The following is a 23,574-nucleotide window of genomic DNA, read 5'->3' as shown; positions in this document are numbered from 1 at the left end:
AGAGATTTTACAGATCAGGGGATTTTTTCTATTTTTGCACCAATTCTTTTTGTTATGATCCAAAAGCTTTTTCCGCTCGATAAAAACTACATCCTTCGACAGGCACAATTTGCCATGGAGGAAGAGCTTTTGGAACAGATGGTATATGAACTAAAACGCTCTTACACCTACCTGTACAACCCGCTGCAATTGATGGATTCGACCTACGCGGCAATTTTGGACAATTTTGAATTTCCTACCGACCGTATTCGTCTTATTTATCGACAGCTTTGTGGTGTATATAGATATTTGAATGGCGACAATCAGCTTGAATTACTTTTCGACGGGAAATCTCATTTTGACAAGTTTAAAGAAGATTGGGAGCGATCTTTTCTAAACTATGTGCGAGAATTGGGACAGCATGAAGCTTATGTAAAAACTATGCTTCGAATGACTATTCTATATGATACCGAATCCCGTGCAGAATGGGCTGAAAACAACTGCAAGGCCTTTATTAACCAACACTTTGGAATCCGTGTGATCAAAAGACATGGGGAATTAAAGCTAAAAGCGAGCTAATCGGATCCACTTTCAAACTGCTGGAAGGATTTTTAACACTTTCTCCCTTTAAAAAAAATGATGAAATTGAGAAGGCATGAAAGTTCTGCTTGACCTCCAATACCTCAACGTCGCCACAACTGGCATCAAAACCTATATGATGGAACTGGCAAAAGCCGCCCGACGATATAACCATCCGGATATTCAGTGGGTTTTTAGCCATGAACCTGAAAAACAAGCAGACGACGCTACCTACAAATACCCCCAATCCAAGATTCAGCGTTTAAATTACCATCTTGATTATTTTCGATGGAAGGAATTTCAGCTTCCTGATTTAATAAAAAAGCATCAGCCGGATGTATTGATCTGTCCGGATTTTGTTTCCCCAGCAGCATCCTTGAAATGTCGGAGACTTACTGTGTTTCATGATGCGTTTTTTTGGCAAATGCCCCAAAACTACCCACGATGGTGGCGGAAATATTTCCTAAACCTGATCCAAAAAGGCTTGAAAGAAAATACGGAAATCATCACTACTACCGCATATTCGAAAAAAGCCCTATTGCAGCATGTGGGGGATAGCTGGCCAATTACCGTGATCTATCAGGCTCCCAAAACATTAATTGCTGCCATTGAACCGGCCATTTTGAAAACTCATCATTTGGAAAAGGAAGGGTATTTTTTACATATCGGAACCTTTGACCGACGAAAAAATCTCCCCCTTCTTGTCCGTGCTTTTGCGGAATTTTTAACCCAAACCAAAAGCAGTTATAAACTGGTTTTGGCTGGTGGACCCGGTCAAAGCAAACAAATGGATGACCTTCCCGTCGTCCAAAAATTAATAAGCGAACTTCAATTGGAAAATAAGGTGGTTCTTCCAGGTTACATCAGCGACGGAGCGGTAAAAGCCTTGTATTCCCAAGCTTTTGCCTATGTTTTCCCTTCAGAAAATGAAGGTTTTGGAATCCCGATTCTAGAATCTATGGGATTTGGTGTTCCCGTCATCCACTCTGATCAGGAAGCCCTATTGGAAGTTGCCAATGGAGCCGGAATTCCTTTCCAAACGGGAAATTTGGAAGACTTGACTAAAAAAATGATACTTTTGAGCAAAGAAAAAGACCTCCGCGCTCAGCTAATTCAAAAAGGAAAAAGAAGGGCTGAGGATTTTTCACCCAAAAAATTTATTGAAGCTTTTCATCAGGTCATTCTGAATCCCGGTAAGTAAACCATGCGGCAAGTCTCCTGTCCGGTCTGTCATTCTTCTCCAAAGCTAACTCCAAACCCATTTTCCATTATTGCCTGCCCCAATTGTGGAATATCTTGGACTTGGATTCCAGAAGACGTGGATTCGGAATCTCTCTACCGAGATGAAGTTTATGCTGTGGTTGACAACCGCAATTCTATTTTTGAAAAAATCATTTTTCGAGAAGCTAGAAAAATTCTTATCGGCGCCAAAAAAATGAATCCTGCCGCCATGCGATTATTGGATTTCGGCTCAGGAAAAGGCCAATTTCTTGCGGTTGCCAAAAATTTAGAATGGGATGGAGTTGGGATAGAAACTGAAAAGGCCCGTGCGGATTTTGCCCGGGAAAAGTACGGGGTAAAAGTCCTGAATCAATTTTATGAAACTGGACCAATTGAAAAGGGAAAGTATGATTTGATGACCCTGAACCATGTACTTGAGCACCTGCCAAAACCCTTAGAATTACTAAGGGAGTTGCTTCGAGAAAATTTGGTTGAAAATGGAATCCTTTATATTGAGGTGCCTCGATTAGATTCTTGGCAGGCTCGCATAGCTGGCAAAAATTGGATGCATTGGGATATTCCTAAGCATCTCACACATTGGACCGAAGAGGGATTGAAAAAAGAACTGGCAAAACTGGGGTTTTTAGCTGTAGGTTCAAGAAGTTTTTCCATCCATTTGGGAGTATTGGGCATGCTTCAAGCCTTGCTTTCCAGACTGGGTTTTCGGGACAATCTTATTCTAAGACTCAAGCGAGAAAAATCATTCGGTTTGTTGATCACATTGGCCTTAGTCTTGCCTTTTGCGTGGGTAATTGAGTTTGTTTCAACTTTTTTTGGGAAATCCGGAATTACAAGACTCTATTTCCAAAGACATGTCTGAATCGCGAAATATCCTTTTTCTCCAAAGTTCATCAGAGCTTTATGGTTCAGGAAAAATTTTCCTTCAGGTCATAAGTGTATATCAGGAGCAGGGATTTAACCCGGTAGTTGTACTCACTAATCAAGGTCCTCTCCAAACTCTTTTAGAAAAGGAAAGAATCCCTGTTTTTATTCAAAATCTCGGGATTTTAAGAAGGAAATACTTCAGCCCTTGGGGACTCTTCAATAGAGCTCAAAAAAATTTGCAGGCTTTTAATTTTCTGACGGATCTTCATCAAAAGTTCCAATTCGAATTTGTCTACTCCAACACGCTGGCAGTGGTGATTGGAGCTTATTGGGCCAAGAAAAAGCAAATTCCTCATACTTGGCATATTCACGAAATCCTGCTTGGTCCCAAACCACTAATTTGGTGGCTTTCAAAGATACTGGATGCCACTACCCCTCATCCTATTGCAGTTTCTAAATCCGTAGGAAATCACTGGCAAGCCAAATTCAAAAAAGCTAAACTAAGCGTCATTTATAACGGTATTCCCTATGAACCTTATTTAAATGCAATGCCTACCCTCCGGGAAGAATTAGGTCTATCGGCAGACCAAATTTTAATCGGAATGGTTGGGCGAATAAATCCGGGAAAAGGACAAGGGTTTTTCTTAGAAATGGCTAAGCATTTAGCTGCCACTCATCCCAAACTTCATTTTGTAATGGTCGGTGATCCTTTCCCCGGCTATGAACCGATTCTGGATGGACTCTTGAAAAAAACAGAACAGGAAGGCTTGAGTCAACAGGTATCTTATTTGGGATTTCGAGAAGATATTCCCCAAATCATGACCTCATTGAATATTTTTGTTTTGCCCTCCATTCTCCCAGACTCATTCCCAACAGTTATTTTGGAAGCTATGGCAGCAGGGAAACCCATCGTAGCTACCAAAAGTGGGGGAGCAATAGAGATGATTAAAGAAGGGAAAACCGGCTTTTTGATCGACCCTGGGAATGTAGAACAGGGGATACAGGCCATAAGTCAGCTGATCGAAAACCCGGAATTACGAAACGAAATGGGAAAATCAGGACAAGTCCGGGTGTTGAAGGAATTTAGTTTGGAGGCTTTCAAAGAAAAAATCAAAAACCATCTATGGCAACACCTGACAAAAAGCTAAAAGTTGCCATCATGGGGGCAAAAGGTTACCCCTATGTCTACGGTGGCTATGATACGATGATTAAGGAATTGGGGGAACGCCTCGTTGCCAAAGGAGTGCATGTCCGGGTTTACAATCACCGGGCTCTTTTTCCAGAGAAACCCCGATGGGTAAATGGCATTGAATGCATTTATACTCCTGCCATTGAATCCAAAAGTTTGACTCAATTGACCCATACTTTTTTTTCCATGGTCCACGCATGCTTCTCGGATGTGGATGTGATTTTTGTAGTCAATTCGGGGAATGGACCCTTCGGGCTTTTGGCTCGCCTCTTTGGAAAGCCAACTGCCATTAACGTAGATGGATTGGAATGGCTTCGTCCCAAATGGAAAGGGCTCGGGGCTAAATATTTTTATTGGGCCTCCAAGATGGCTACCAAATTTTATGATCAAATCATCAATGATTCCGAAGAAATGCGCAGGGTCTATTTGGAGCTTTTCCAAAAGGACTCAGTGGTCATCGCTTATGGTGCCAACCCAAAGGAATCCGTTTCTTCAGAACCCCTCTCCAAATGGCAATTGGATCCTCAAGGCTATTATTTGATTGTGGGAAGACTTGTGCCAGATAACAATGCAGACCTCATTATTGAAGGTTTTTTGAAATCTAATTCCCAACGAAAATTAGTAGTTGTAGGAGATGTTCCTTTTAAAGATGCTTGGGCTAATCGGTTAAAAGAAATTCAAGATCCCAGATTGTTGTTTACGGGCTATGTCCGGGATCCGCTGGAACTGGCGGCTTTGTATTCGCATTGCTATGCCTATTTCCATGGACATGAATATGGTGGCACCAATCCTGCCATGTTGAAAGCCCTGGGTTATGGTTGTGCTATTTTAGCACTCAATACCCCTTTCAACCAAGAAATGCTTCAAAATGGAAAGCATGGATGGTACTTTGAAAAGAATGGAAATTCTGTGAAGGAATTGGTAGAAAAAGCAGAAGAAAATCCAAAGGCCTTGGAAGAATTACGAAAAACAGCGCGATCGGGGCTAACCCAAAAATACAATTGGGATCATGTCACAGAACAATATTTAGAGGTTTTCGAATCCCTTCGAAAAAAATAAAGTACCTGAACCTAGTCTCACAAAGCCTCATTTTTCCCTATTCCGCACAAAGCGGCTTTGGACAATTTTTCCAAGGAATGTTTGAGAAGAAACACATTCAAAAAGAATGGGATTGGGAAGTTCCGAAAACAAAGGAATTCCTCCACCCAACACGAAAGGAATGGTAGTAATGATCATTTCATCAATCAGATCTTCTTTCAAAAAACTTTGAATGGTTTTGCCTCCATCGATATACAAATGATGGTGGCCTTGTTGATGGATTGCATCCAAGACTTCTTGAAGCGGTCCACTAACTAATTTGACTTTATCCTGAAGAGCTTTGGGAATCTCTTTCAACCTATTACTCAATACAAAAACAGGCTTTTCATAAGGCCATTCGATATCAAAGCTGCAGACCGTCTCAAAGGTATTTCTCCCCATCAATAGGGCATCTATCTGAGCCATAAAAGCCCCATATCCTGTATCAATCTGATTAATAGCTGGAAAGGCATCCAACCAATCAATCCCCCCTTTTTTATCAGCAATAAATCCATCCAAACTGGTGGCAATAAAGACTTTATTGGTGTTCCTCATAAAATTCCATTTGCTTTGAAGACCATAAATCTGGATTTCCATTTGTTAAGGAAAAAAGAATTATAGATGTCTTCCACCTTTTTTCAATTTGATTTGCTTTCGAATCACAAAAAATGTGTCAATAATCCCCAAAACCAGCAAAACATAGCCCAAATAGTTTTTGAAACTCCCAACATCTTCGGGCTTTACAAAAACCGTGTTCATCAATCCAATCACTAGAAAGAGAATAGTCCGAATGAGATTCCAAGAGATTTTTTGCTTTGATTCCATGTGTATTTCAAGGATTTATTTGAGCAATAGGTATAAAAAGATCGCCAGTCCCAGTAGCAGAACCATCCCAAAAATCATAAGGTAGCTTCGTGTACCGGATCGGTAATTTTGAATATATAATTCATCCACAGCAATCTCTCCTGCATCATTTAATGCCTCTTGCAGTTGCCTGATCTTGAATTGGTTGAAATAGGTTTGAGAAAAAAAGCTAATGAAAAAGCTCAAGCCTATTCCTATTGCAAAGACCAAGTAATCGTCCCATTCAAAGGGAGGAATTTCACCGTACTTGCTTTGCAAATAGAATAAAGACCCAATCAAAAACACCATAGTACCTGTGGTAGCCCCAATGGGGATGGACTTGATATATTCCTTTTGATAAAACTCGACCGTTAACTTGAGCGAATCAACTACCCCTAAACTTGTAAAATCGAGACGGACAAGCTTCTTTAAATTCTGCAACTGCATAAAAATTCCAACCACCAAAATCCCAATCAAGGAAATGGTAATCCCAGATTTTGCCGATTTAAGTTGAATAAGGAAAAGGTATAAACCTGCAAGGATAAGCAGGGCTTTTAATACCAAATCTAAAATCAAAGCTGACTTGAATTGGGCTCGGATATTTTTGGAAGATGATCGTACGAAAGTGGTAATATCTTTCTCTGAAAGCTTTTGCTTCTGAAAAGGAGCTTCCTTTTTCCAAGCTTCTTTATACTTTTCTAAATCTATTGGTTCCATTTTATTGAAGCTTTTGAATGATTGAGGCCAATTTTGCCTTGATACGGACCAACTTTACACTTACATTTTTCACACTGATTCCTATCGTATCTGCGATCTTTTCATAGGATTTTTCATCCAGCCAAAGTAGGATAATCGCCTTTTCTATTTTGTTTAAATGAGAAATAGCCCGATAGAGGATCTTGACATCTTCAGACGCATCCATGGATGCCTCTAAATCATCCCCAAGAGAAGGGATTTCGGAATTAACTGTGAGCAATTTTAGCCTTTTAGTTTGAGTGATCGCGGTATTTAATGCGACCCTATACATCCAAGTCGAAAAGGCGGAGTTCCCACGAAACTTCGAGTAGGACTTCCAAAGTTGGAGGACCATTTCCTGATATAAATCCTTACGATCCGCTTCATCCTTTGCATAGACAAAGCATACTTTATGAAGTATGCCTTGATGCTTTTCAATTCTTGCAATGAATTCCTTTTCTATGTCCTTTTCTGACTGCATGTGGGAAGCGGCCGGCTGCCGTCTGACTTACAGGAATAAGATTGCAAAAAACACAATGATACCCAAAAGCAAGAGTCCGGTAAATAGCTTGGTTTTGCGAGAATCCAATTGATCTTGCCCACTTTGGAATCTTTGTTCGATCAAAATCCCCAAGGTGGTGCCGATGGGAAGAGATGAAGAAAGCGCAATCACAAAGTTCTCGGTCAGGATGAACAAACTTATTCCAAGTACAAAGGTGATCAAAGAGCCGATGAGGTAACCTGCCCCTTTGAATAATAGAGCTGGATGATTGTCTGTAGTTTTCATAGCGCGGTATAGTTTAGTGAATCATTTACTCCGTTAGTCTCAAGAGACACCAAAAAACTACAGTCAGGAAGAAAAAATTTTAGATTTCTAACATATGCTCATGAAGAACAATTTATTCTTCTACTCAACAATTGAAGAGGCCACTTCTCGATGAATTTTCCAAACGCCACTCTTTTATCCTTTTTGAGAATTGCCAAAAAAGTATCTAATAACTCTACAGATTCTCCTTTGGCATTGGTATAGAAAACCGAACTGGTTCCAAAATCATAGGCAACTGAATCGCTGACGATCACGGTCTCTTGGGGACGCATGCGGATACTATCGTAGCTAAACATTCCCAATTTTTGCTCTCGCTCTCGTTTATACTCCAACCACTCTACACTTCCCGGTGAAACCCCTATGAAATCATCTGTTGAATACTGAGCAAGATCCCCATACCTTTTATCCTTTATGGCTAATTGGAAAGCAGCCCTGGTTTCCTCAATCCCATCCAATTCAGCTTGAAGATCAAGAAGGGGAGCTGGATAGGTTTCGATTTCTGAATGCTCAGATTTTTGAGAACAAGAAAAAACAAGGAGAAGCAAAATGATCGAGGAAAATATTTCATACCACAAAAGTTAGAGGTGAAAGAAATTCTATGGTAGAAAAATAAAAAATGTGTCCGAGTTTTGAAAAATAAGACCCTGATTTTCTATCAATTAGAAATTGAATCAAAAAATCAACTGGTACATTTCTTCCAATTTACTCACCTGCAAAACCTGAATCTGATACTTTTTTAAATCCAGTCCTTTGACGGCGTATTTGGACACCAGAATTTTTGTAAAGCCCAACTTTTCAGCTTCAGCGATTCGGTTTTCAATTCGGGAAACAGCCCGAACTTCTCCACCCAAACCTACCTCTCCAGCAAAGCAAATTTTTTCCGAAACAGGCGTGTCTTCATAGCTGGAAATCAAACTGGCACAAACTGCCAAATCCAATGCTGGATCATCAACTCGCATTCCACCAGCTACATTCAAAAACACATCCTGATTCCCCAAGCGCATCCCTCCTCGCTTTTCCAAAACAGCGAGCAACATATTCAATCGCTTTGCATCATGCCCGGTGCTGCTACGCTGTGGGGTTCCGTAGGTAGCAGGACTGACTAAGGATTGTATTTCGATTAAAAGAGGGCGGTTCCCTTCCATCATAGCTCCAATTGCTACCCCATTAAGCACTTCCTCCCGTTGGGTGAGTAGAATTTCTGAAGGATTAGCGACCGTTCGAAGACCATCTACCCGCATTTCGTAGATTCCTAATTCATGAGTGGACCCAAAACGGTTTTTGGAAGTTCTTAAAATCCGATAGGTCAAATGTCGGTCTCCTTCAAATTGCAAGACCGTATCCACCATGTGTTCGAGTACTTTCGGCCCAGCAATTGTTCCATCTTTGGTCACATGACCTATCAGAAAAACAGGGGTTCCGGTTTCCTTTGCAAACTTCATCAATTCTGCTGTACACTCTCGAACTTGGGAAACCGAACCGGCAGCCGACTCCACATATTGGCTGTTGAGGGTCTGAATTGAGTCAATGACCAAGAAGTCCGGCTTTAGTAATTCTACCTGTTGAAAAATTTGTTGGGTATTGGTTTCGGAAAGAACAAAACAATCAGGGTTCTGAGCGGCCATTCGATCTGCCCGCATTTTGATTTGCGCTTCTGATTCTTCTCCAGATACATAGAGAACGGTTTTTCCCTTTAAGGTCAAGGCAATCTGGAGCATCAAAGTGGATTTTCCGATTCCAGGTTCCCCGCCGATCAGCACCAAAGAGCCGGGAACAATTCCTCCACCCAAAACCCGGTCTAATTCGGAATCTCCTGTCACCCAACGAGGTTGTTCCTCATACTTGACCTCTGTTATCTTTTTTGGAGAATTGGATTTTTTGGTTCCACTTCCACTTGGCTTCCAATTTCCTTTTCCGCTTTCTTCCTTTTGAATTACTTCCTCTACATAGGTATTCCACTGTCCACAGGCTGGACATTTTCCTTGCCACTTGGGACTTTGAGCCCCACAGTTTTGGCAGAAAAAAGCGGTTTTAATTTTTGCCATTCTTAATGCGCTTCTAACCAATCATTTCCAACCCCTACTTCCACTTCGATTGGAACAGCAAGTTCAATCGCCTGAGACATTAATTGGGGCACATGCTTTCTAAGCAAGTCCACTTCATGTTTATGGGCATCAAATACCAATTCATCATGGACCTGAAGAATCATCTTGGACTTAAGTTTTTCCTTTCTTATCCAGTCATGCACATGGATCATCGCAACTTTGATCAAATCAGCAGCCGAACCTTGGATAGGAGCATTGATTGCATTTCGCTCTGCAAACCCACGCATGGTCATGTTGCGACTATTGATGTCCCGAAGGTATCGACGACGGCCCAAAATAGTTTCTACATACTCATCTTTGCGAGCCTTTTCGATCACTCCATCCATGTAGGCTTTGACAGCGGGAAATTCTTTAAAATAAGCATCAATGATGTCTTTGGCTTCTGTTCTTGAAATAGACAAGCGTTGGGAAAGTCCAAAAGCAGAAATCCCATATATAATCCCAAAGTTGGCCGTTTTTGCCTTTCTCCGCATATCTGAAGTGACCTCATCCAGAGGAACCTGGAAGATTTTGGCTGCAGTGGTTGCATGAATATCACGACCATTTTTGAAGGCTTCGATCATAGATTCATCCTTAGAAAAGGCGGCCATAATGCGCAGTTCTATCTGCGAATAATCCGCCGCGAAAAGCACATGATTGTCGTCTCGGGGAACAAATGCTTTCCGGATTTCTTTTCCTCGATCGGTCCGAATGGGAATATTTTGCAAGTTGGGATTAATGGACGAAAGTCGTCCCGTCGCTGCGACAAACTGATTGTAAGTAGTATGAATTCGGCCTGTCTTTGGATTGATCATATTGGGAAGCGCATCTACGTAGGTGGACTTCAATTTGACCATTTGTCTATAATCCAAAATAGCCTGCGCAATCTCATGCTCATTGGCTAGTTTGCTCAGAATCTCTTCCCCCGTAGCATATTGCCCTGTTTTTGTCTTTTTGGCTTTGGGATCCAGTTTCAATTTTTCAAAAAGCACATCCCCCAACTGCTTGGGAGAAGCTAAGTTGAACCTTACCCCGGCAAGTTCATAAACCCGCTTCTCAATTTCCTTGCTTTCTTCATCCAAAGATTTGGAAAGTTCTGCCAAGCTTTCGGTGTCAATTCGAACTCCTTCAAACTCCATATCGGTCAATACCGGAATAAGAGGATTTTCTACTTCGTAGAATAGTTTTTCCAGCTCGTTTTTTTGGAGAATAGGATCAAATTGCTCCTTCAGGCGCAAGGTAATATCAGCATCTTCAGCGGCATATGCGGTCACGGTATCCTCATCCACATCCCGCATATTTCCTTGGTTTTTACCTTTCTTACCGATCAACTCTGTAATGGAAACCGGCTTGTAATTCAAGTACTGCTCCGCCAAAAAATCCATAGAATGCTTTCCTTCCGGCTCAATCAAATAGTGCGCGAGCATGGTATCATAAAGTGCTCCCTTAACCTCTATTCCATAGTTTCTCAGGACTAGTAAATCGTATTTGATGTTCTGACCAACCTTGAGGATTTTTTCATTTTCAAAGAAAGGCTTGAGCCAATCCAAAATTCGATGTGTGTCTTTTTGATCATCAGGACAAGGAATATAATAAGCCTCCCCGCTGAGATATGCAAAGGACAACCCAACCAACTCTGCCTCCATCGCATTGAGAGAGGTAGTCTCGGTATCAAAGCAAACTGCCTTTTGAAGCAGAAGATATTCCACCAATTCTTTGATCTCATCCTTACCCTTGACTTTATGGTAATGGTGAAAACGGCTATCAATGGTTTCTAAAACCACTGGTGCGGAAGGGTTCACACTTTCCTCTTCAAACTCCAGTTCTGATCCGCTAGCACTATCCCCAAAAAGTCCCAATTGCTCATTTTTTTGGATAACTGCTTTTTTCCCTTCCTCCTTGAAGACTCTTTTGGCAAGGGTTCGGAACTCCAACTCATTAAAAATTGCCCGCAACTTTTCTTCATCAAATCCATCATACCGAAGTTCCTCCTCCACAAAATCAACCGGGACATCGATCTTGATGGTGGCTAATTCTTTGGAGAGTAAACCCTGCTCTGCAAAGTTTTCCACATTTTCTTTTTGCTTTCCTTTCAACTGATCTGTGTTTTTGACCAGTTCTTCAATGCTGCCATACTCCTTGAGTAATTTGGTAGCAGTTTTGGGGCCTATCCCGGGAATTCCGGGAATATTATCCACAGTGTCTCCCATCAAGCCCAAAATATCCCGAACCTGATCCACGTGTTCGATCTCCCATTTTGCACATACCTCCTTGGGTCCCATAACATCCACGCCATTCCCCATGAAGGCTGGTTTGTACAGAAAAATATGATCATCCACCAACTGACCATAATCCTTATCCGGAGTCATCATGTAAACCGTAAAGGATTCTTTTTCAGCCTTTTTGGCGATTGTCCCGATGATATCATCCGCTTCAAAGCCATCCATTTCCAAAAGTGGGATATTAAAGGCCTTGACGATTTCTTTTACCCAGGGAATGGAGGCGGTAATATCTTCAGGTTGCTCCTGTCGGTTGGCTTTATAGGGTTCGTATTGTTCGTGCCGAAAAGTAGGAGCCGATGTATCAAAAGCTACAGCGATATGAGAAGGCTTTTCCTTATTCAGCACTTCCAGTAGGGTATTCGTAAATCCCAACATTACCCCAGTATTCAATCCCTTCGAATTGATACGTGGATTTTTGCTAAAGGCAAAATGTGCCCTATAAATAAGGGCCATGGCATCGAGCAGGAAAAGTTTATGAGCTTGTTTTTGAGTCATTGTTCTTTGGATCCAAATGAGTCGATGAAGTTACAAAAAATACCCTGCCATACGGCCAATTGAGACAGCTATTAGCAGATTTCAAGCTAAAAGAAAGCGAAGACGAACAAGGTTATTCTTCTTGCTTTCTTAGATATTCCTTGACTTGTAAGGCACGAAGAAAAATGATTACCAAAGGAATTAACCACAATAATTCATTGACTATCAAATGAAAACCTGTCCGTTTGTTCCAGCCAAGCTCGGGCAAAAAACCAAGCGAAAACCAAATTGCCAAAATGACTTTTCCCGTAATTCCTGCCAAAATCAAATACACCCAACTCACAGGATAAAAAGCGGATACAAAAAGTACCAAGCCAACTACAATCCCGAACATACCATAGTATTTCGCGGGAAGATCGAAAACCTCACCTGGGGATTCTGCAAGCCATGCAATAAGTTCAGGTCCAAACCAGTTGAAAAATGCTGACCAAGCCACAGTATACATACCTGCTAACAAAAGAAGGCCCCGAAAATGCATTGGGAAAATTGGAAATTGGGCTTTTTGATCCATGAACGGTTTGAATTTTTACAGCTAAATAAACACCTTCGAGCAATGCTTGTTTGTGCAGTATAGTAAAACTATCCTATGGAAAGAAAAAATAAAAGACATTCTGCCTTGTTTGTGGTTTTGGGGATGATTTCAACCCTGACTTTAGGCTTTACCTTCGGAAAACTAGCTGGGGAAATCAATCCCCAAACAATTGACAGCGCCGCTGGGCTTATCGGTCTGAGCTTTTCTCCTGCTGAAAAAGACAGTATGATTTCCCGACTTGAATTTCAATTGAGGAATTTGGAATCTTCTCGGGAATACAAATTGGATAATTCCATAGCTCCGGCGCTTGTCTTCAATCCACTGCCTATTGGCTACCAACCGGAGACCCGTCAAATGCCGGTGGATTTTGGACTAGCCGAAAATGTGACGCTACCAAACAGTGATGTGGACATTGCTTACACGCCAGTTCATGAATTGGCTGTCCTGATCCGAAATGGCCAGTTAAGCAGTGAGCGTCTGACTAAAATTTATCTGGATCGGATCAAAACCTATTCAGACACACTTCAGTGTTTAATCACCTTGATGGAAGAGGATGCCCTTGCAAAAGCCCGTCTCATGGATGCCGAGTTGGCTTCAGGACGCTATCGAGGGCCATTGCATGGAATCCCTTATGGCATCAAGGACCTTTTGACTGTGGAAGGAACCAAAACAACTTGGGGAGCGGCTCCTTACAAGGATCAAGAAATTGATGAAACGGCTCAGATCGTTGAAAAACTGGATGAAGCAGGAGCTGTTTTGGTAGGCAAATTTACCCTAGGTGCATTAGCCATGGGGGATGTATGGTATGGGGGAGTAACGAAAAACCCTTGGAATTTGGAACAAGGATCAAGTGGATCATCTGCCGGGTCTGCTTCAGCAGTAAGCGCGGGCTTGGTGCCTTTTGCCATTGGTACAGAAACCTTGGGCTCCATCGTTTCCCCAAGTACCCGAAATGGAGTTACTGGACTTCGACCAACTTATGGTCGTGTTAGTAAACATGGGGCGATGGCTTTGAGCTGGTCCATGGACAAAATCGGCCCAATTTCCCGATCCGCTTTGGATAATGCCATCGTGCTTTCTGTCTTAAATGGAAAGGATCAAAAAGACCCAAGCACGATCGAAGCAGCCTTCAATTATTCTGCCGATAAAGATCCAAAAAGTCTTAAAATCGGCTATTTCAAATCCTTTTTCGAAGGAAATAGAAGTTCAGAGAATGATCGAAAAGTCCTGGAATTCTTAGAAAATGAAGGGTTTGAATTACATCCTGTTGAGCTCCAAACTTCTGTTGCGGCAGGACCTATAACCATGATGCTGATGGTAGAAGGTGCTGCAGCATTTGACGAACTCACCCGCTTGGGTTGGGATGATGAATTGGTTGCGCAAAACCGAAATGCCTGGCCCAATCTTTTCCGAGCCGCACGATTTATCCCGGCCGTGGAATATGTGAATTTGGCACGTCAGCGAAGCATCTTGATCCAAGAAATGCATGATTTGATGAAGGAATATGATGTGATTGTCACACCTAGCTATGGGGGACAACAACTACAAATCACCAACTTGACAGGCCATCCGGCACTTTGCCTTCCGAATGGATTTAATGGAGGAGGAAGCCCAACTTCCATCACCTTGCTTGGAAATCTATTTGAAGAAGATAAGTTAGTGTTATTAGGAAATTACATTCAAAAAAATACGGATTGGCAGGCGAAGCGACCTCCCCTTTTTAACAAATAAAAAAGGGGCTGTCTCAAAAGTATAAGGTTTTGTCATAGCGAGTGAAACGAAGCGATCTCGATGTTGATTTAAATTAAATGAGTGTAGATTCCTTCACTTCGTTACCGATGATAGATTTTATTTGGGTATTCTAAAATGGGTCAGTCCGAGCGGAGTCGAGGACCCTTCGACTCCGCTCAGGGTGACCAGAATTCGGAGAATATTGAACACTGTCATCTCGTTTTGTGCATTCTTCCAAATGTTAGGCCTCGTAATGACGATACTTTTTGAGACAGCCTCTTATCTTTCCTTCAAGATTCAATCAAGGCAAAACCGCCCCTTTTACCCGCATATTATTAGGACTCAAAAACCAGATTTTCTGAGTGGTTTCGATCCCGTAGTGATCAATTTTTTGAGTCCGCTGATTCATGTAAACCTCCCCTAAGACGTAGGAAGTATAAAACATACTTTCCTTGGCAACCTTGAAGGTCAGCCAAATGGGACGATCGTCGATGATTCGAACACGGATTTCTTGGACAGAATTCTTAGCCCCTGGTTTCAGTCGGTGAATTAAAATATCGCCTTGTAATTCTGTCGTGTAAGAACTCACCAAAGACGGTTTATTAATATCCGCCCGAATAAAGGCGTCCAATTCTTCCCGCCATTCCTCTTGGGAAAGGGAGACTTCCAGACTTTCCTCCTTCCCGTTGATCCGGGTAGATTTGGTGACCCTTTCTTCATCCATTTTGGCAATCTCAGCTTCAATAAATCCACTGACATCATAGTAGGGTAAGGGATCAAGCTTCCCGGGTTTTGCAATACCTGGCGCATTTTCGCAGGAAGAAAACAGAAACAAAAAGGCTCCGAAAAGAAGTAATAGGTTGATTTTCATCAGCTTATCAGAATATTTCCGGTCATTTCTTTTGGAATTTCAACACCCATCAATTTCAGAATAGTAGGTGCTAAATCCCCCAGTTTTCCATTATTTAATGTAAATCGATCATGTTTATCCACCATGATGAAAGGCACCAAATTCGTCGTATGTGCTGTGTTTGGGGTACCATCTTCATTGATCATGACATCTGAGTTTCCATGATCCGCGATAACGATAATCGTATAGTCATTATCTAGAGCGGTCTCGATAACACTTTTTGCACATTCGTCCACAGCCTCGCAGGCCTTTACCGCTGCTTCAAAATCCCCGGTATGCCCTACCATATCTGCATTTGCAAAATTGAGACAGATAAAATTGGCTGACTTCTTTTTGAGTTCGGGATTAATCTTAGAAGCGATCTCATAGGCACTCATTTCCGGCTTGAGATCGTAGGTGGCAACTTTTGGGGATGGACAAAGAATTCGGCTTTCTCCTTCAAATTCCTTTTCGCGACCTCCGGAAAAGAAAAAGGTCACATGGGGATATTTCTCGGTTTCAGCAATTCGAATTTGTTTTTTATGGGCTTTTTCCAACACCTCTCCCAAGGTATTCTTCAGATTATCTTTTTCAAAAAGAACTTTTACCCCTTTAAATGTATCGTCGTAGTTGGTGAAGGTGATGTAATCCAGGTCCAACTTCTTCATATTGAAATCCTCAAAATCACGCTGGGTAAGGACCTGCGTAATTTCCCTTCCTCTGTCTGTACGGAAGTTGAAACAAACCACCATGTCCCCATTTTCGATAGTGGCCAAAGGTTTATTGTCAGGACCTACATGGATAATAGGCCGGATAAATTCATCCGTTACATTGTTTTCGTAAGATTTCTTAATGGCCGCTTGAATATTTTTGGACTTTTCACCTTCTCCAAGGACCAAAGCATCATAGGCAAGTTTCACTCGCTCCCAACGGTTGTCTCTGTCCATCGCATAATAACGACCTACGACAGAAGCAATTTGGCCGGTGGATTTTTCCATATGTTGCTCCAAATCGGCAAGGAATCCTGCGCCACTTTTAGGATCAGTATCCCTTCCATCCGTGAAGGCATGTACAAAAACTTGTTCAACCCCATGGGAATGGGCAGCATCGCAAAGCCCTTTCAAGTGATCGATGTGGGCATGCACCCCTCCATCGGAAACCAAGCCAATAAAATGTGCTTTTTTCTTATTTGATTTTACTTTCTCAAATGCTTCAACAAGGATAGGATGCTCCTTAAGTTCGCCATTTTGGACAGCCTGATTGATTTTTACAAGATCCTGATAGACCACTCGACCAGCACCGATATTCATGTGGCCCACTTCTGAATTTCCCATCTGACCTTCAGGCAAACCTACCGCAAGACCAGAGGCCTCAAGTGTCGCATGCGGGTATTTTTCATAGAGGCTATCTACAAAAGGAGTTTTGGCTTTGTCGATGGCAGACACGGCTGGATTAGTCGCGATTCCCCAGCCATCCAAAATCATTAAAAGTACATTCTTTTCCATGTCGCAAATATATTACTTTTCTTACCATTGACCGGAGCAATAGACTTCTTTGCTTTATTTTCACTTTTTTTCCTGAAGGACAAAAAATCAAGGGTATACCGCTTTTTTGGCTTAGTATTTGTCTATTCGTGGGCCGATGAGTGGATTTAAGTTATTTCTTTTCTTCCTTACCTTTTGGATCTCTCCTTTAGAGCCAGCCAAAACGATGGATTCTATTGATCCGGTAATTTTGGCGATCGACTCAGGCTCAAGCAGTGAATTAGCCCGCTATTTTGGAAATAGCATTTCACTAAATATCAATGGGCAACAGGGAGATTTTTCAAAAAACCAGGCAGAACTGGTGCTACGAGACTTTTTTAAAAAAAATCCTCCTCTTAGTTTCCAGGTGGTTTTCAAAAGCGAAAACAACCCCAGCCTAAGCTCCTACATCGGAGAATATCAAAGCGGACAAGCCCGATATAAAGTATTAATCAAAATCAATCAGCAAAACTCCCAATTGGAAGTTTATAGTTTGGGCTTTGTCAAAGCCTGAGTGATTTTTTAAAAAAGAAGGGATAAACCTTCCAAGATGCCTATTTTTGTGGGATGAAACCCTCCTATTTGACAGATTCAGCCCTAGAGGCCTTTATTCAAGCTGCATTTAACGAAGACATTGGACCCGGGGACTATTCCTCTCTGTCGGCATTTTCACCAGATACCCAAGGGCGAGCTCGACTTTTAATCAAGGGTGAGGGTATTCTTGCTGGAGTGGAATTGGCCGAGCGAATATTTAAAACCTTTGACCCTCGCTTGGAAGTCACTCTATTCAAAAAGGATGGGGATCCGGTTAAATTCGGAGACATTGGCCTGGAGGTAAAAGGCCCTGCTGCTTCCATTCTATCTTCGGAACGATTGGTCTTGAACTGCATGCAGCGCATGAGCGGGATTGCCACCAAAACCCACCTACTTACCCAAAAAATCCTCCATACCAAGGCTCGATTGATGGATACACGGAAGACGACTCCTAATTTTCGATTGATGGAAAAATGGGCTGTACTCATTGGTGGAGGTGTAAATCATCGATTTGCGCTTTATGACATGATCATGCTGAAGGACAATCACATCGATTTTGCAGGAGGAATCAAAAATGCAATCCGAAATACCCAAAAATACCTTCTTGATCACCAATTGGATTTAAAAATTGAGGTAGAAACCCGCAATCTGGAAGAGGTCAATGAGGTGTTGGAAGTGGGAGGTGTGGATTATATCATGCTCGACAACATGGACTATGATACCATGCGCAAGGCAGTTGAATTAATAGACGGGAAAATGAGTATTGAAGCCTCAGGAGGAATTACGGAAGAAACCTTGGCCGATGTCGCAGAATGCGGCGTTGACTTCATTTCCATGGGCGCTTTAACCCATTCGGTAAGCAGTTTGGACATTAGCCTAAAGGCCTACTAAAGCCACTTCTTCCTCCAAAAATAAATGACCATGGCAATGGCAATCAAGGCCATAAGTCCCAGCGATCCATAATATCCGTATTCCCAACCGAGTTCTGGCATATGCCTGAAATTCATCCCATATACCCCGGCCACAAAGGTCATGGGAATAAAAATGGTAGAAATCACCGTCAATACCTTCATCACATTATTCATGCGATTTGACAAGCTGTTCATATACAAGTCCAAAACGCCGGAAGACATATCCCGAAATACTTCCATCGTTTCAATGACTTGAATTGTATTTTCGTACAAGTCGCGAATAAAGGGCCTTACTTCCGGTGAAATTTTGTGCTCTGCATATTTATCGAAAGAACCAATCACTTCCCGAAGGGGATAAACGGACCTTCGCAGATCCATCATTTCTTTTCGTTGGAGATAAAGAGAGTTTAAGGTTTCGGGGCCAGGCTCTATCATGGCTTGGGATTCTAGATTTTCGATGCGCTCGCCAATATTCTCCATCACCACAAAGTAATTATCCACTACTGCATCAAATAAGGCATAGAGCAAGTAATCCGTCCCCCGCTTTCGAATGGCACGGCCTGAATCCATCAATCGGTCCCGGACAAACTGAAAAACATCCCCCTTCTTTTCCTGAAAAGTAATCAACACGTTGTTTTTCAAAATAAAACTGACCTGCTCATCGTCCACGGGAGATTCAGGACTTGGACATTGTATCATTTTCAGGGTCGTGAAAATATACTCCTCAAAGACCTCCATTTTAGGCCGCTGATTGACATTGAGAATATCTTCCAACGTCAATTTATGGATACCGAATGCCTGTCCGATTTTTTCCAAAAGTTCAATATCATGGAGACCTACCACATCGATCCAAACCACCTTTTTCTGAAGCATCAAATGCTCCTCAATCTGAGAGATTTTTACTTTTTCTTCATAAAAATCAACTTCATCATAGGTAATCAAGTTGATAAAAACTTCTTCCTGCTTTTGATCTCCTGTAAATACCAAAGCTGCAGGCGGAAGCCCGACTTTATGAGCAGGCCTCTTCTTCTTTTTGGTTTTAAAAAGTTTTTGAAACTGCTTCAAACTCGATTTTTGGGCCATGAGCTTAGGAGTTGTTTGACTGAATAAATTCGATATTTCTTTTCAGTCCGGCAAATTTGGTGCGCTTTACGGCAGATTTTTTAAAAACTTTCCGGAAGGTTTCTTCTGTCATCTCCATCCAGTCTTTATTTGTAAATCCTTCGAAGTCAGGATGGGGCAGAAATGCAGGTTCTTGGTGCGGTTTTGAAAAACGATTCCAGGGACAAACGTCCTGGCATATGTCACATCCAAATGCCCAGTTCTCCATCTTCCCTTTGAATTCATTCGGGATAGCTTCCTTCAATTCGATGGTGAGATAGGAAATACATCGGCTCCCATCTACTACTCCAGGCTGCACTATGGCATCTGTCGGACAAGCATCGATGCAGGCTGTACATGTGCCACAATAGTCCTTGGCTAAAGGGGTATCTGGAGTAGCTTCCAGATCGATAATCAACTCTGCCAAAAAGAAAAAGCTTCCCATTTTCCGATTGAGCAGAAGGCTATTTTTCCCGATCCACCCTAAACCGGCCTTTTGGGCCCACTGCCGCTCCATGACCGGTGCTGAATCCACAAAAACCCGCCCATCGATATCGCCTATCTCCTCTCGAAGTATTTCTAGAAAGGTTTTGAGCTTCTCCTTGATCACCGAATGGTAATCTTCTCCATAAGCATATTTAGCCAGTTTAATGGATTCTGGATTCTCAGGGAGTTTTTTCTCTGGATAGTAATTGTAAATCAGGGAAACCACCGTTTTGGCTCCTGGAACCAGTTTGGTTGGATCCAATCGTTTGTCGAAGTGATTGGCCAAGTAGGCCATTTCTCCCTGATAGTTTCGATTCAGCCATTCCTCCAACCGCGGTGCCTCTTCCTCTAAAAATTCTGCTTTTGCTATTCCACAAAAGTCAAAGCCCAGTTGACGGGCAGTTTTTTTTAGTATAGCAGTATGCTGATCGGCTGAACTCATCAAGCCGAAATTAAGATTTTATTCAGTTCGTCGCATATCTGGCCGATCCTGATACCATTGTTCTTCAAAAGTTTCCTCAATTTGAATGGGAGCGATTAAGACCGTCCATACCATCCAAAGCACAAGGAAAGGCCCTGCAATAAACAGTAACCAAATCAAAGGAAGAGCCACATTCAGCTGAATCAATGTCACAAATATGATCAAAGCACCGGTGACAAAACCGACTGCAAATTCATAGTTTCTCATTTTTAGAATAAATTGTCTTTTCAGGTAAACTCATCAAGCCTCCTACTTGTTAAACCCAATATGAAAGGATTTCGGTTCACGCAATACGTACCTCCTCAAGACCCCTCTAAAAACACATTTGAGAATTTGCTCAATATTTTTCTCCAGCTTGTAACGATGACAGGTGGAGATGTAGCAGAAGCCTTGAATTGGTTGAGTAATCTGGATAAGCGATATAATCTGACCAATCCTAATTATGGAATTGGAGACTTCATCGAAGACTTAAAGTCCAAAGGATATCTCACCGAAGAAAATCAAAAAGGGGAATTTAAAATCACTGGAAAAGCTGAGCAGACCATTCGAAAATCGGCTTTGGAAGAAATCTTTGGCAAGCTAAAACGAGGAAAATCCGGACAGCACAAAACGACCCATTCGGGGCCGGGTGATGAACGGGGAAGTGACCGCCGAGCCTATGAGTTTGGCGATAATCTGGATCAAATCGCACTGACCGATTCCCTGAGAAATGCCCAAGCCAACCACGGCCTTTCCGGAGATTATTTGTTGACCGAGGACGACCTTGAGGTAGTTGAGCAGGAATATCGTTCTCAAACCTCAACGGTTTTGATGATTGATATTTCCCATTCCATGATTTTGTATGGAGAGGACCGAATTACTCCTGCCAAAAAAGTCGCCATGGCTTTGGCAGAATTGATCAAAACCCGCTATCCGAAAGACACGCTGGATGTGATTGTCTTCGGAAATGATGCCTGGCAGATTGAAATCAAGGATTTGCCCTATCTCCAAGTAGGCCCATATCATACCAATACCGTTGCCGGTTTGGAATTGGCGATGGATTTATTGAGAAGAAGAAAAAATCCCAACAAGCAGATCTTTATGATTACGGATGGTAAGCCTACCTGCTTAAAAGTGGGGATCAAGTATTATAAGAATGCTTTTGGCATCGATAGCAAAATCTTGAACGAGACGCTCAAATTAGCAGCTCAATGCCGAAAGCTGAAAATCCCCGTAACGACCTTTATGATTGCTTCCGACCCCTATCTGAAGGAATTTGTCAAGGAGTTTACTAAAGTGAATAACGGAAATGCCTATTACAGCAGTCTGAAAGGACTGGGGGATTTGATTTTTGAAGATTACAGACGAAACAGAACGAAACGCTTTTAAATAAATTCCATGGACTACCAAAATCTAAGCGGAAAAGAACTCACCCAAATCAAAACACTAGGACAGCTAAAGGCTGCTGGTTATCAACCCAAATCCATCAAGGAGGAACTCCGGGATAATTTGATCCGAAAAATCCGTCAAAAGGAAAATGTCTTTGCGGGAATCTGGGGCTATGAAGATACCGTCATTCCGGATATTGAACGGGCAATTTTATCCCGACACAATATCAATTTACTCGGACTTCGAGGACAGGCCAAAACCCGAATTGCTCGAATGATGACGCAATTGTTGGATGAGTATGTGCCAGTGGTATTTGGTTCCGAACTGAATGATGATCCTTTGAATCCTTTGTCTTCATTTGCCAAAAACCTAATTGAGGAAAAAGGCGATCATACCCCCATTAGTTGGTGGCACCGAAATGAGCGCTATACCGAAAAACTGGCCACACCGGATGTATCTGTTGCTGACTTGATTGGCGATGTGGATCCCATCAAAGCGGCTACGTTAAAACTCAGCTACAGTGATGAGCGGGTAATCCACTATGGTTTAGTGCCGCGTTCCCACCGATCCATTTTTGTAATTAATGAATTACCTGATTTACAAGCCCGAATTCAGGTGGCTTTATTCAATATTTTGCAAGAAGGAGACATTCAGATTCGCGGGTTCAAGTTGCGATTGCCTTTGGATATTCAATTTGTCTTCACTGCTAATCCTGAAGATTATACCAACCGAGGAAGCATTGTGACTCCGTTAAAAGACCGGATTGAAAGCCAAATCATCACGCACTATCCAAAAAGCATTGAAATTGGGAAGAAAATTACCGCTCAAGAAGCCAATTTGGAAGGGAAGCCTGTGGATCAAATTCACGTGCCTGAATTGATGCGGGATTTGATTGAGCAGATTGCTATTGAAGCCCGTAATTCGGAGTATGTGGACGAAAAAAGTGGTGTTTCAGCCCGATTGACCATTTCGGCCTACGAAAACCTGATTTCAGCTGCGGAACGGAGGCTTTATCTCAACGGAGAGGAAAACACGGTCGTCCGAATTGCGGACTTGATCGGAGTGATTCCTGCGATCACCGGAAAAGTAGAATTGGTCTATGAGGGAGAACAGGAAGGCGCCGGCCTTGTTGCCTACAACCTGATCGGAAAAGCAATTCGAAGTCAGTTTGTGAACTATTTCCCATCACCTGAACAAAAAAAGAAATCCAAAGAAGGAAATCCCTATGTGATTCCATTGGCTTGGTTTGGGGAAGGAAACGAACTTGACATTCTCGCCTCCCAATCCGACAAAGAATACAAGCAAGCCTTACACGAAGTACCGGGATTGGAGAATATCGTCACTCAAATGGTCGAAAACCTACCTGAAAAAGAGAAAGAATTCTTTATGGAGTTTGCCTTGCATGGGCTTGCCGAATATTCACAACTCAGTAAAAAACTTTTGGATACCGGATTGCAATTTCGGGACCTCTTCAGTTCCATGTTTAATATGGGAATGGGGGAAGAAGAGGATTTTGACGAGGATGATTTATAAGAGAAAGAGGCGAAAGCCTCTTTTTTGCTTTCAAACTTTTCCTCTATACCTTTGTTCCTAGATCATAAGGGGTGCCCCAATATCACGGGCTGAGATCATACCCATATTACCTGATCCGGGTAGTGCCGGCGAAGGGAAATGAGCAAGCAGCGTATTTGTAAAAGAGACAGAATCGGTACCATCTGCTTTTTAGCTTTTATTGCTGCAAAAAGGGTAAACAAATACGGATGACTTCCCCTAAGTCTTCCCAT

General features: G+C 42.2%; 24 protein-coding genes and 1 riboswitch. Of the genes, 10 read left to right on the top strand and 14 right to left on the bottom strand.

Features of this window, described 5'->3' with window-relative positions; all coding sequences use genetic code 11:
* The first annotated feature begins 54 nt into the window (after positions 1–54).
* From HWE15_RS12835 to HWE15_RS12815, 5 genes are all read left to right on the top strand, one after another.
* Positions 55–558, top strand: coding sequence for a hypothetical protein (locus tag HWE15_RS12835; protein ID WP_290507940.1), 504 nt, complete (start codon positions 55–57; stop codon positions 556–558).
* 76 nt (positions 559–634) lie between these two features.
* Positions 635–1,759 carry a glycosyltransferase family 1 protein gene (locus HWE15_RS12830; RefSeq protein WP_290507939.1) on the top strand — a complete coding sequence of 375 codons (1,125 nt, stop codon included), beginning with the start codon at positions 635–637 and terminating at the stop codon, positions 1,757–1,759.
* Between the two features lie 3 nt (positions 1,760–1,762).
* A complete protein-coding gene (locus HWE15_RS12825) occupies positions 1,763–2,659 on the top strand; it encodes a class I SAM-dependent methyltransferase (RefSeq protein ID WP_290507938.1) in 897 nt (298 codons plus the stop codon).
* Entirely contained in the window at positions 2,652–3,812 is a 1,161-nt protein-coding gene (locus HWE15_RS12820; RefSeq protein ID WP_290507937.1) for a glycosyltransferase family 4 protein, read from the top strand. Before HWE15_RS12825 ends, HWE15_RS12820 begins: the two co-directional genes overlap by 8 nt.
* On the top strand, positions 3,788–4,912 hold the full coding sequence (locus tag HWE15_RS12815; RefSeq protein WP_290507936.1) for a glycosyltransferase: 1,125 nt from the start codon (positions 3,788–3,790) through the stop codon (positions 4,910–4,912). Before HWE15_RS12820 ends, HWE15_RS12815 begins: the two co-directional genes overlap by 25 nt.
* A gap of 27 nt (positions 4,913–4,939) precedes the next feature.
* Here HWE15_RS12815 and HWE15_RS12810 read toward each other — a convergent pair whose 3' ends face one another.
* The 9 genes from HWE15_RS12810 to HWE15_RS12770 all read right to left on the bottom strand — a co-directional run bounded on the left by HWE15_RS12810 (position 4,940) and on the right by HWE15_RS12770 (position 12,745).
* Positions 4,940–5,485, bottom strand: coding sequence for a dihydrofolate reductase family protein (locus tag HWE15_RS12810; RefSeq protein WP_290507935.1), 546 nt, complete (start codon positions 5,483–5,485; stop codon positions 4,940–4,942).
* Between the two features lie 60 nt (positions 5,486–5,545).
* Positions 5,546–5,755, bottom strand: a complete 210-nt coding sequence (locus HWE15_RS12805) for a hypothetical protein (protein ID WP_290507934.1) — start codon at positions 5,753–5,755, stop codon at positions 5,546–5,548.
* 15 nt (positions 5,756–5,770) lie between these two features.
* Positions 5,771–6,490, bottom strand: a complete 720-nt coding sequence (locus HWE15_RS12800) for a hypothetical protein (protein WP_290507933.1) — start codon at positions 6,488–6,490, stop codon at positions 5,771–5,773.
* A 1-nt stretch (position 6,491) separates the two neighbouring features.
* Complete coding sequence (locus tag HWE15_RS12795) at positions 6,492–6,989, bottom strand: sigma-70 family RNA polymerase sigma factor (RefSeq protein ID WP_290507932.1); 498 nt, start codon at positions 6,987–6,989, stop codon at positions 6,492–6,494.
* Between the two features lie 27 nt (positions 6,990–7,016).
* Entirely contained in the window at positions 7,017–7,295 is a 279-nt protein-coding gene (locus tag HWE15_RS12790) for a hypothetical protein (protein WP_290507931.1), read from the bottom strand.
* Between the two features lie 98 nt (positions 7,296–7,393).
* A complete protein-coding gene (locus HWE15_RS12785; protein WP_290507930.1) occupies positions 7,394–7,879 on the bottom strand; it encodes a hypothetical protein in 486 nt (161 codons plus the stop codon).
* Positions 7,880–8,005: 126 nt separating this feature from the next.
* Complete coding sequence (gene radA, locus HWE15_RS12780) at positions 8,006–9,379, bottom strand: DNA repair protein RadA (protein ID WP_290507929.1); 1,374 nt, start codon at positions 9,377–9,379, stop codon at positions 8,006–8,008.
* A 2-nt stretch (positions 9,380–9,381) separates the two neighbouring features.
* Positions 9,382–12,195, bottom strand: coding sequence for a DNA polymerase I (gene polA, locus HWE15_RS12775; RefSeq protein ID WP_290507928.1), 2,814 nt, complete (start codon positions 12,193–12,195; stop codon positions 9,382–9,384).
* Positions 12,196–12,307: 112 nt separating this feature from the next.
* The gene (locus HWE15_RS12770; protein ID WP_290507927.1) at positions 12,308–12,745 is read right to left on the bottom strand and encodes a hypothetical protein; all 438 of its coding nucleotides are present in this window, start codon (positions 12,743–12,745) and stop codon (positions 12,308–12,310) included.
* A 75-nt stretch (positions 12,746–12,820) separates the two neighbouring features.
* Between HWE15_RS12770 and HWE15_RS12765 the strand changes: the two genes are divergently transcribed.
* The gene (locus HWE15_RS12765) at positions 12,821–14,497 is read left to right on the top strand and encodes an amidase (protein ID WP_290507926.1); all 1,677 of its coding nucleotides are present in this window, start codon (positions 12,821–12,823) and stop codon (positions 14,495–14,497) included.
* A gap of 301 nt (positions 14,498–14,798) precedes the next feature.
* Here the strand turns inward: HWE15_RS12765 and HWE15_RS12760 are convergent, their stop codons facing one another.
* On the bottom strand, positions 14,799–15,368 hold the full coding sequence (locus tag HWE15_RS12760) for a hypothetical protein (protein WP_290507925.1): 570 nt from the start codon (positions 15,366–15,368) through the stop codon (positions 14,799–14,801).
* Complete coding sequence (gpmI, locus tag HWE15_RS12755; protein WP_290507924.1) at positions 15,368–16,891, bottom strand: 2,3-bisphosphoglycerate-independent phosphoglycerate mutase; 1,524 nt, start codon at positions 16,889–16,891, stop codon at positions 15,368–15,370. The genes HWE15_RS12760 and gpmI overlap by 1 nt, the downstream gene beginning before the upstream one ends.
* Positions 16,892–17,027: 136 nt before the next feature.
* Between gpmI and HWE15_RS12750 the strand changes: the two genes are divergently transcribed.
* Positions 17,028–17,423: a DUF4783 domain-containing protein gene (locus tag HWE15_RS12750; protein ID WP_290507923.1), complete on the top strand. Its 396-nt coding sequence runs from the start codon at positions 17,028–17,030 to the stop codon at positions 17,421–17,423.
* A gap of 53 nt (positions 17,424–17,476) precedes the next feature.
* Positions 17,477–18,334 (top strand): carboxylating nicotinate-nucleotide diphosphorylase, encoded by an 858-nt coding sequence (nadC, locus tag HWE15_RS12745; RefSeq protein ID WP_290507922.1) that lies wholly within the window; start codon positions 17,477–17,479, stop codon positions 18,332–18,334.
* Here the strand turns inward: nadC and corA are convergent.
* From corA to HWE15_RS12730, 3 genes are read right to left on the bottom strand one after another with little or no spacing between them, the layout of a single operon-like run.
* A complete protein-coding gene (gene corA / locus HWE15_RS12740; RefSeq protein ID WP_290507921.1) occupies positions 18,331–19,437 on the bottom strand; it encodes a magnesium/cobalt transporter CorA in 1,107 nt (368 codons plus the stop codon). The two genes, nadC and corA, sit on opposite strands and share 4 nt — an antisense overlap.
* A gap of 4 nt (positions 19,438–19,441) precedes the next feature.
* Positions 19,442–20,383: a tRNA epoxyqueuosine(34) reductase QueG gene (queG, locus tag HWE15_RS12735; protein ID WP_290507920.1), complete on the bottom strand. Its 942-nt coding sequence runs from the start codon at positions 20,381–20,383 to the stop codon at positions 19,442–19,444.
* An 18-nt stretch (positions 20,384–20,401) separates the two neighbouring features.
* Positions 20,402–20,629, bottom strand: a complete 228-nt coding sequence (locus HWE15_RS12730) for a hypothetical protein (RefSeq protein ID WP_290507919.1) — start codon at positions 20,627–20,629, stop codon at positions 20,402–20,404.
* Between the two features lie 60 nt (positions 20,630–20,689).
* Here HWE15_RS12730 and HWE15_RS12725 point away from each other — a divergent pair, with 60 nt between their 5' ends.
* Both HWE15_RS12725 and HWE15_RS12720 read left to right on the top strand, forming a co-directional pair.
* On the top strand, positions 20,690–21,790 hold the full coding sequence (locus HWE15_RS12725) for a VWA domain-containing protein (protein WP_290507918.1): 1,101 nt from the start codon (positions 20,690–20,692) through the stop codon (positions 21,788–21,790).
* Positions 21,791–21,799: 9 nt separating this feature from the next.
* Positions 21,800–23,323, top strand: coding sequence for a magnesium chelatase (locus tag HWE15_RS12720; protein WP_290507917.1), 1,524 nt, complete (start codon positions 21,800–21,802; stop codon positions 23,321–23,323).
* Positions 23,324–23,380: 57 nt separating this feature from the next.
* A riboswitch (TPP riboswitch) is annotated at positions 23,381–23,477 on the top strand.
* The last annotated feature ends 97 nt before the right edge of the window (positions 23,478–23,574 follow it).

This window comes from Algoriphagus sp., assembly GCF_013373065.1.
Lineage (GTDB): Bacteria > Bacteroidota > Bacteroidia > Cytophagales > Cyclobacteriaceae > Algoriphagus.
The sequence above is the reverse complement of the archived record's forward strand: the minus strand, read 5'-3'. Positions and strand labels throughout refer to the sequence as shown.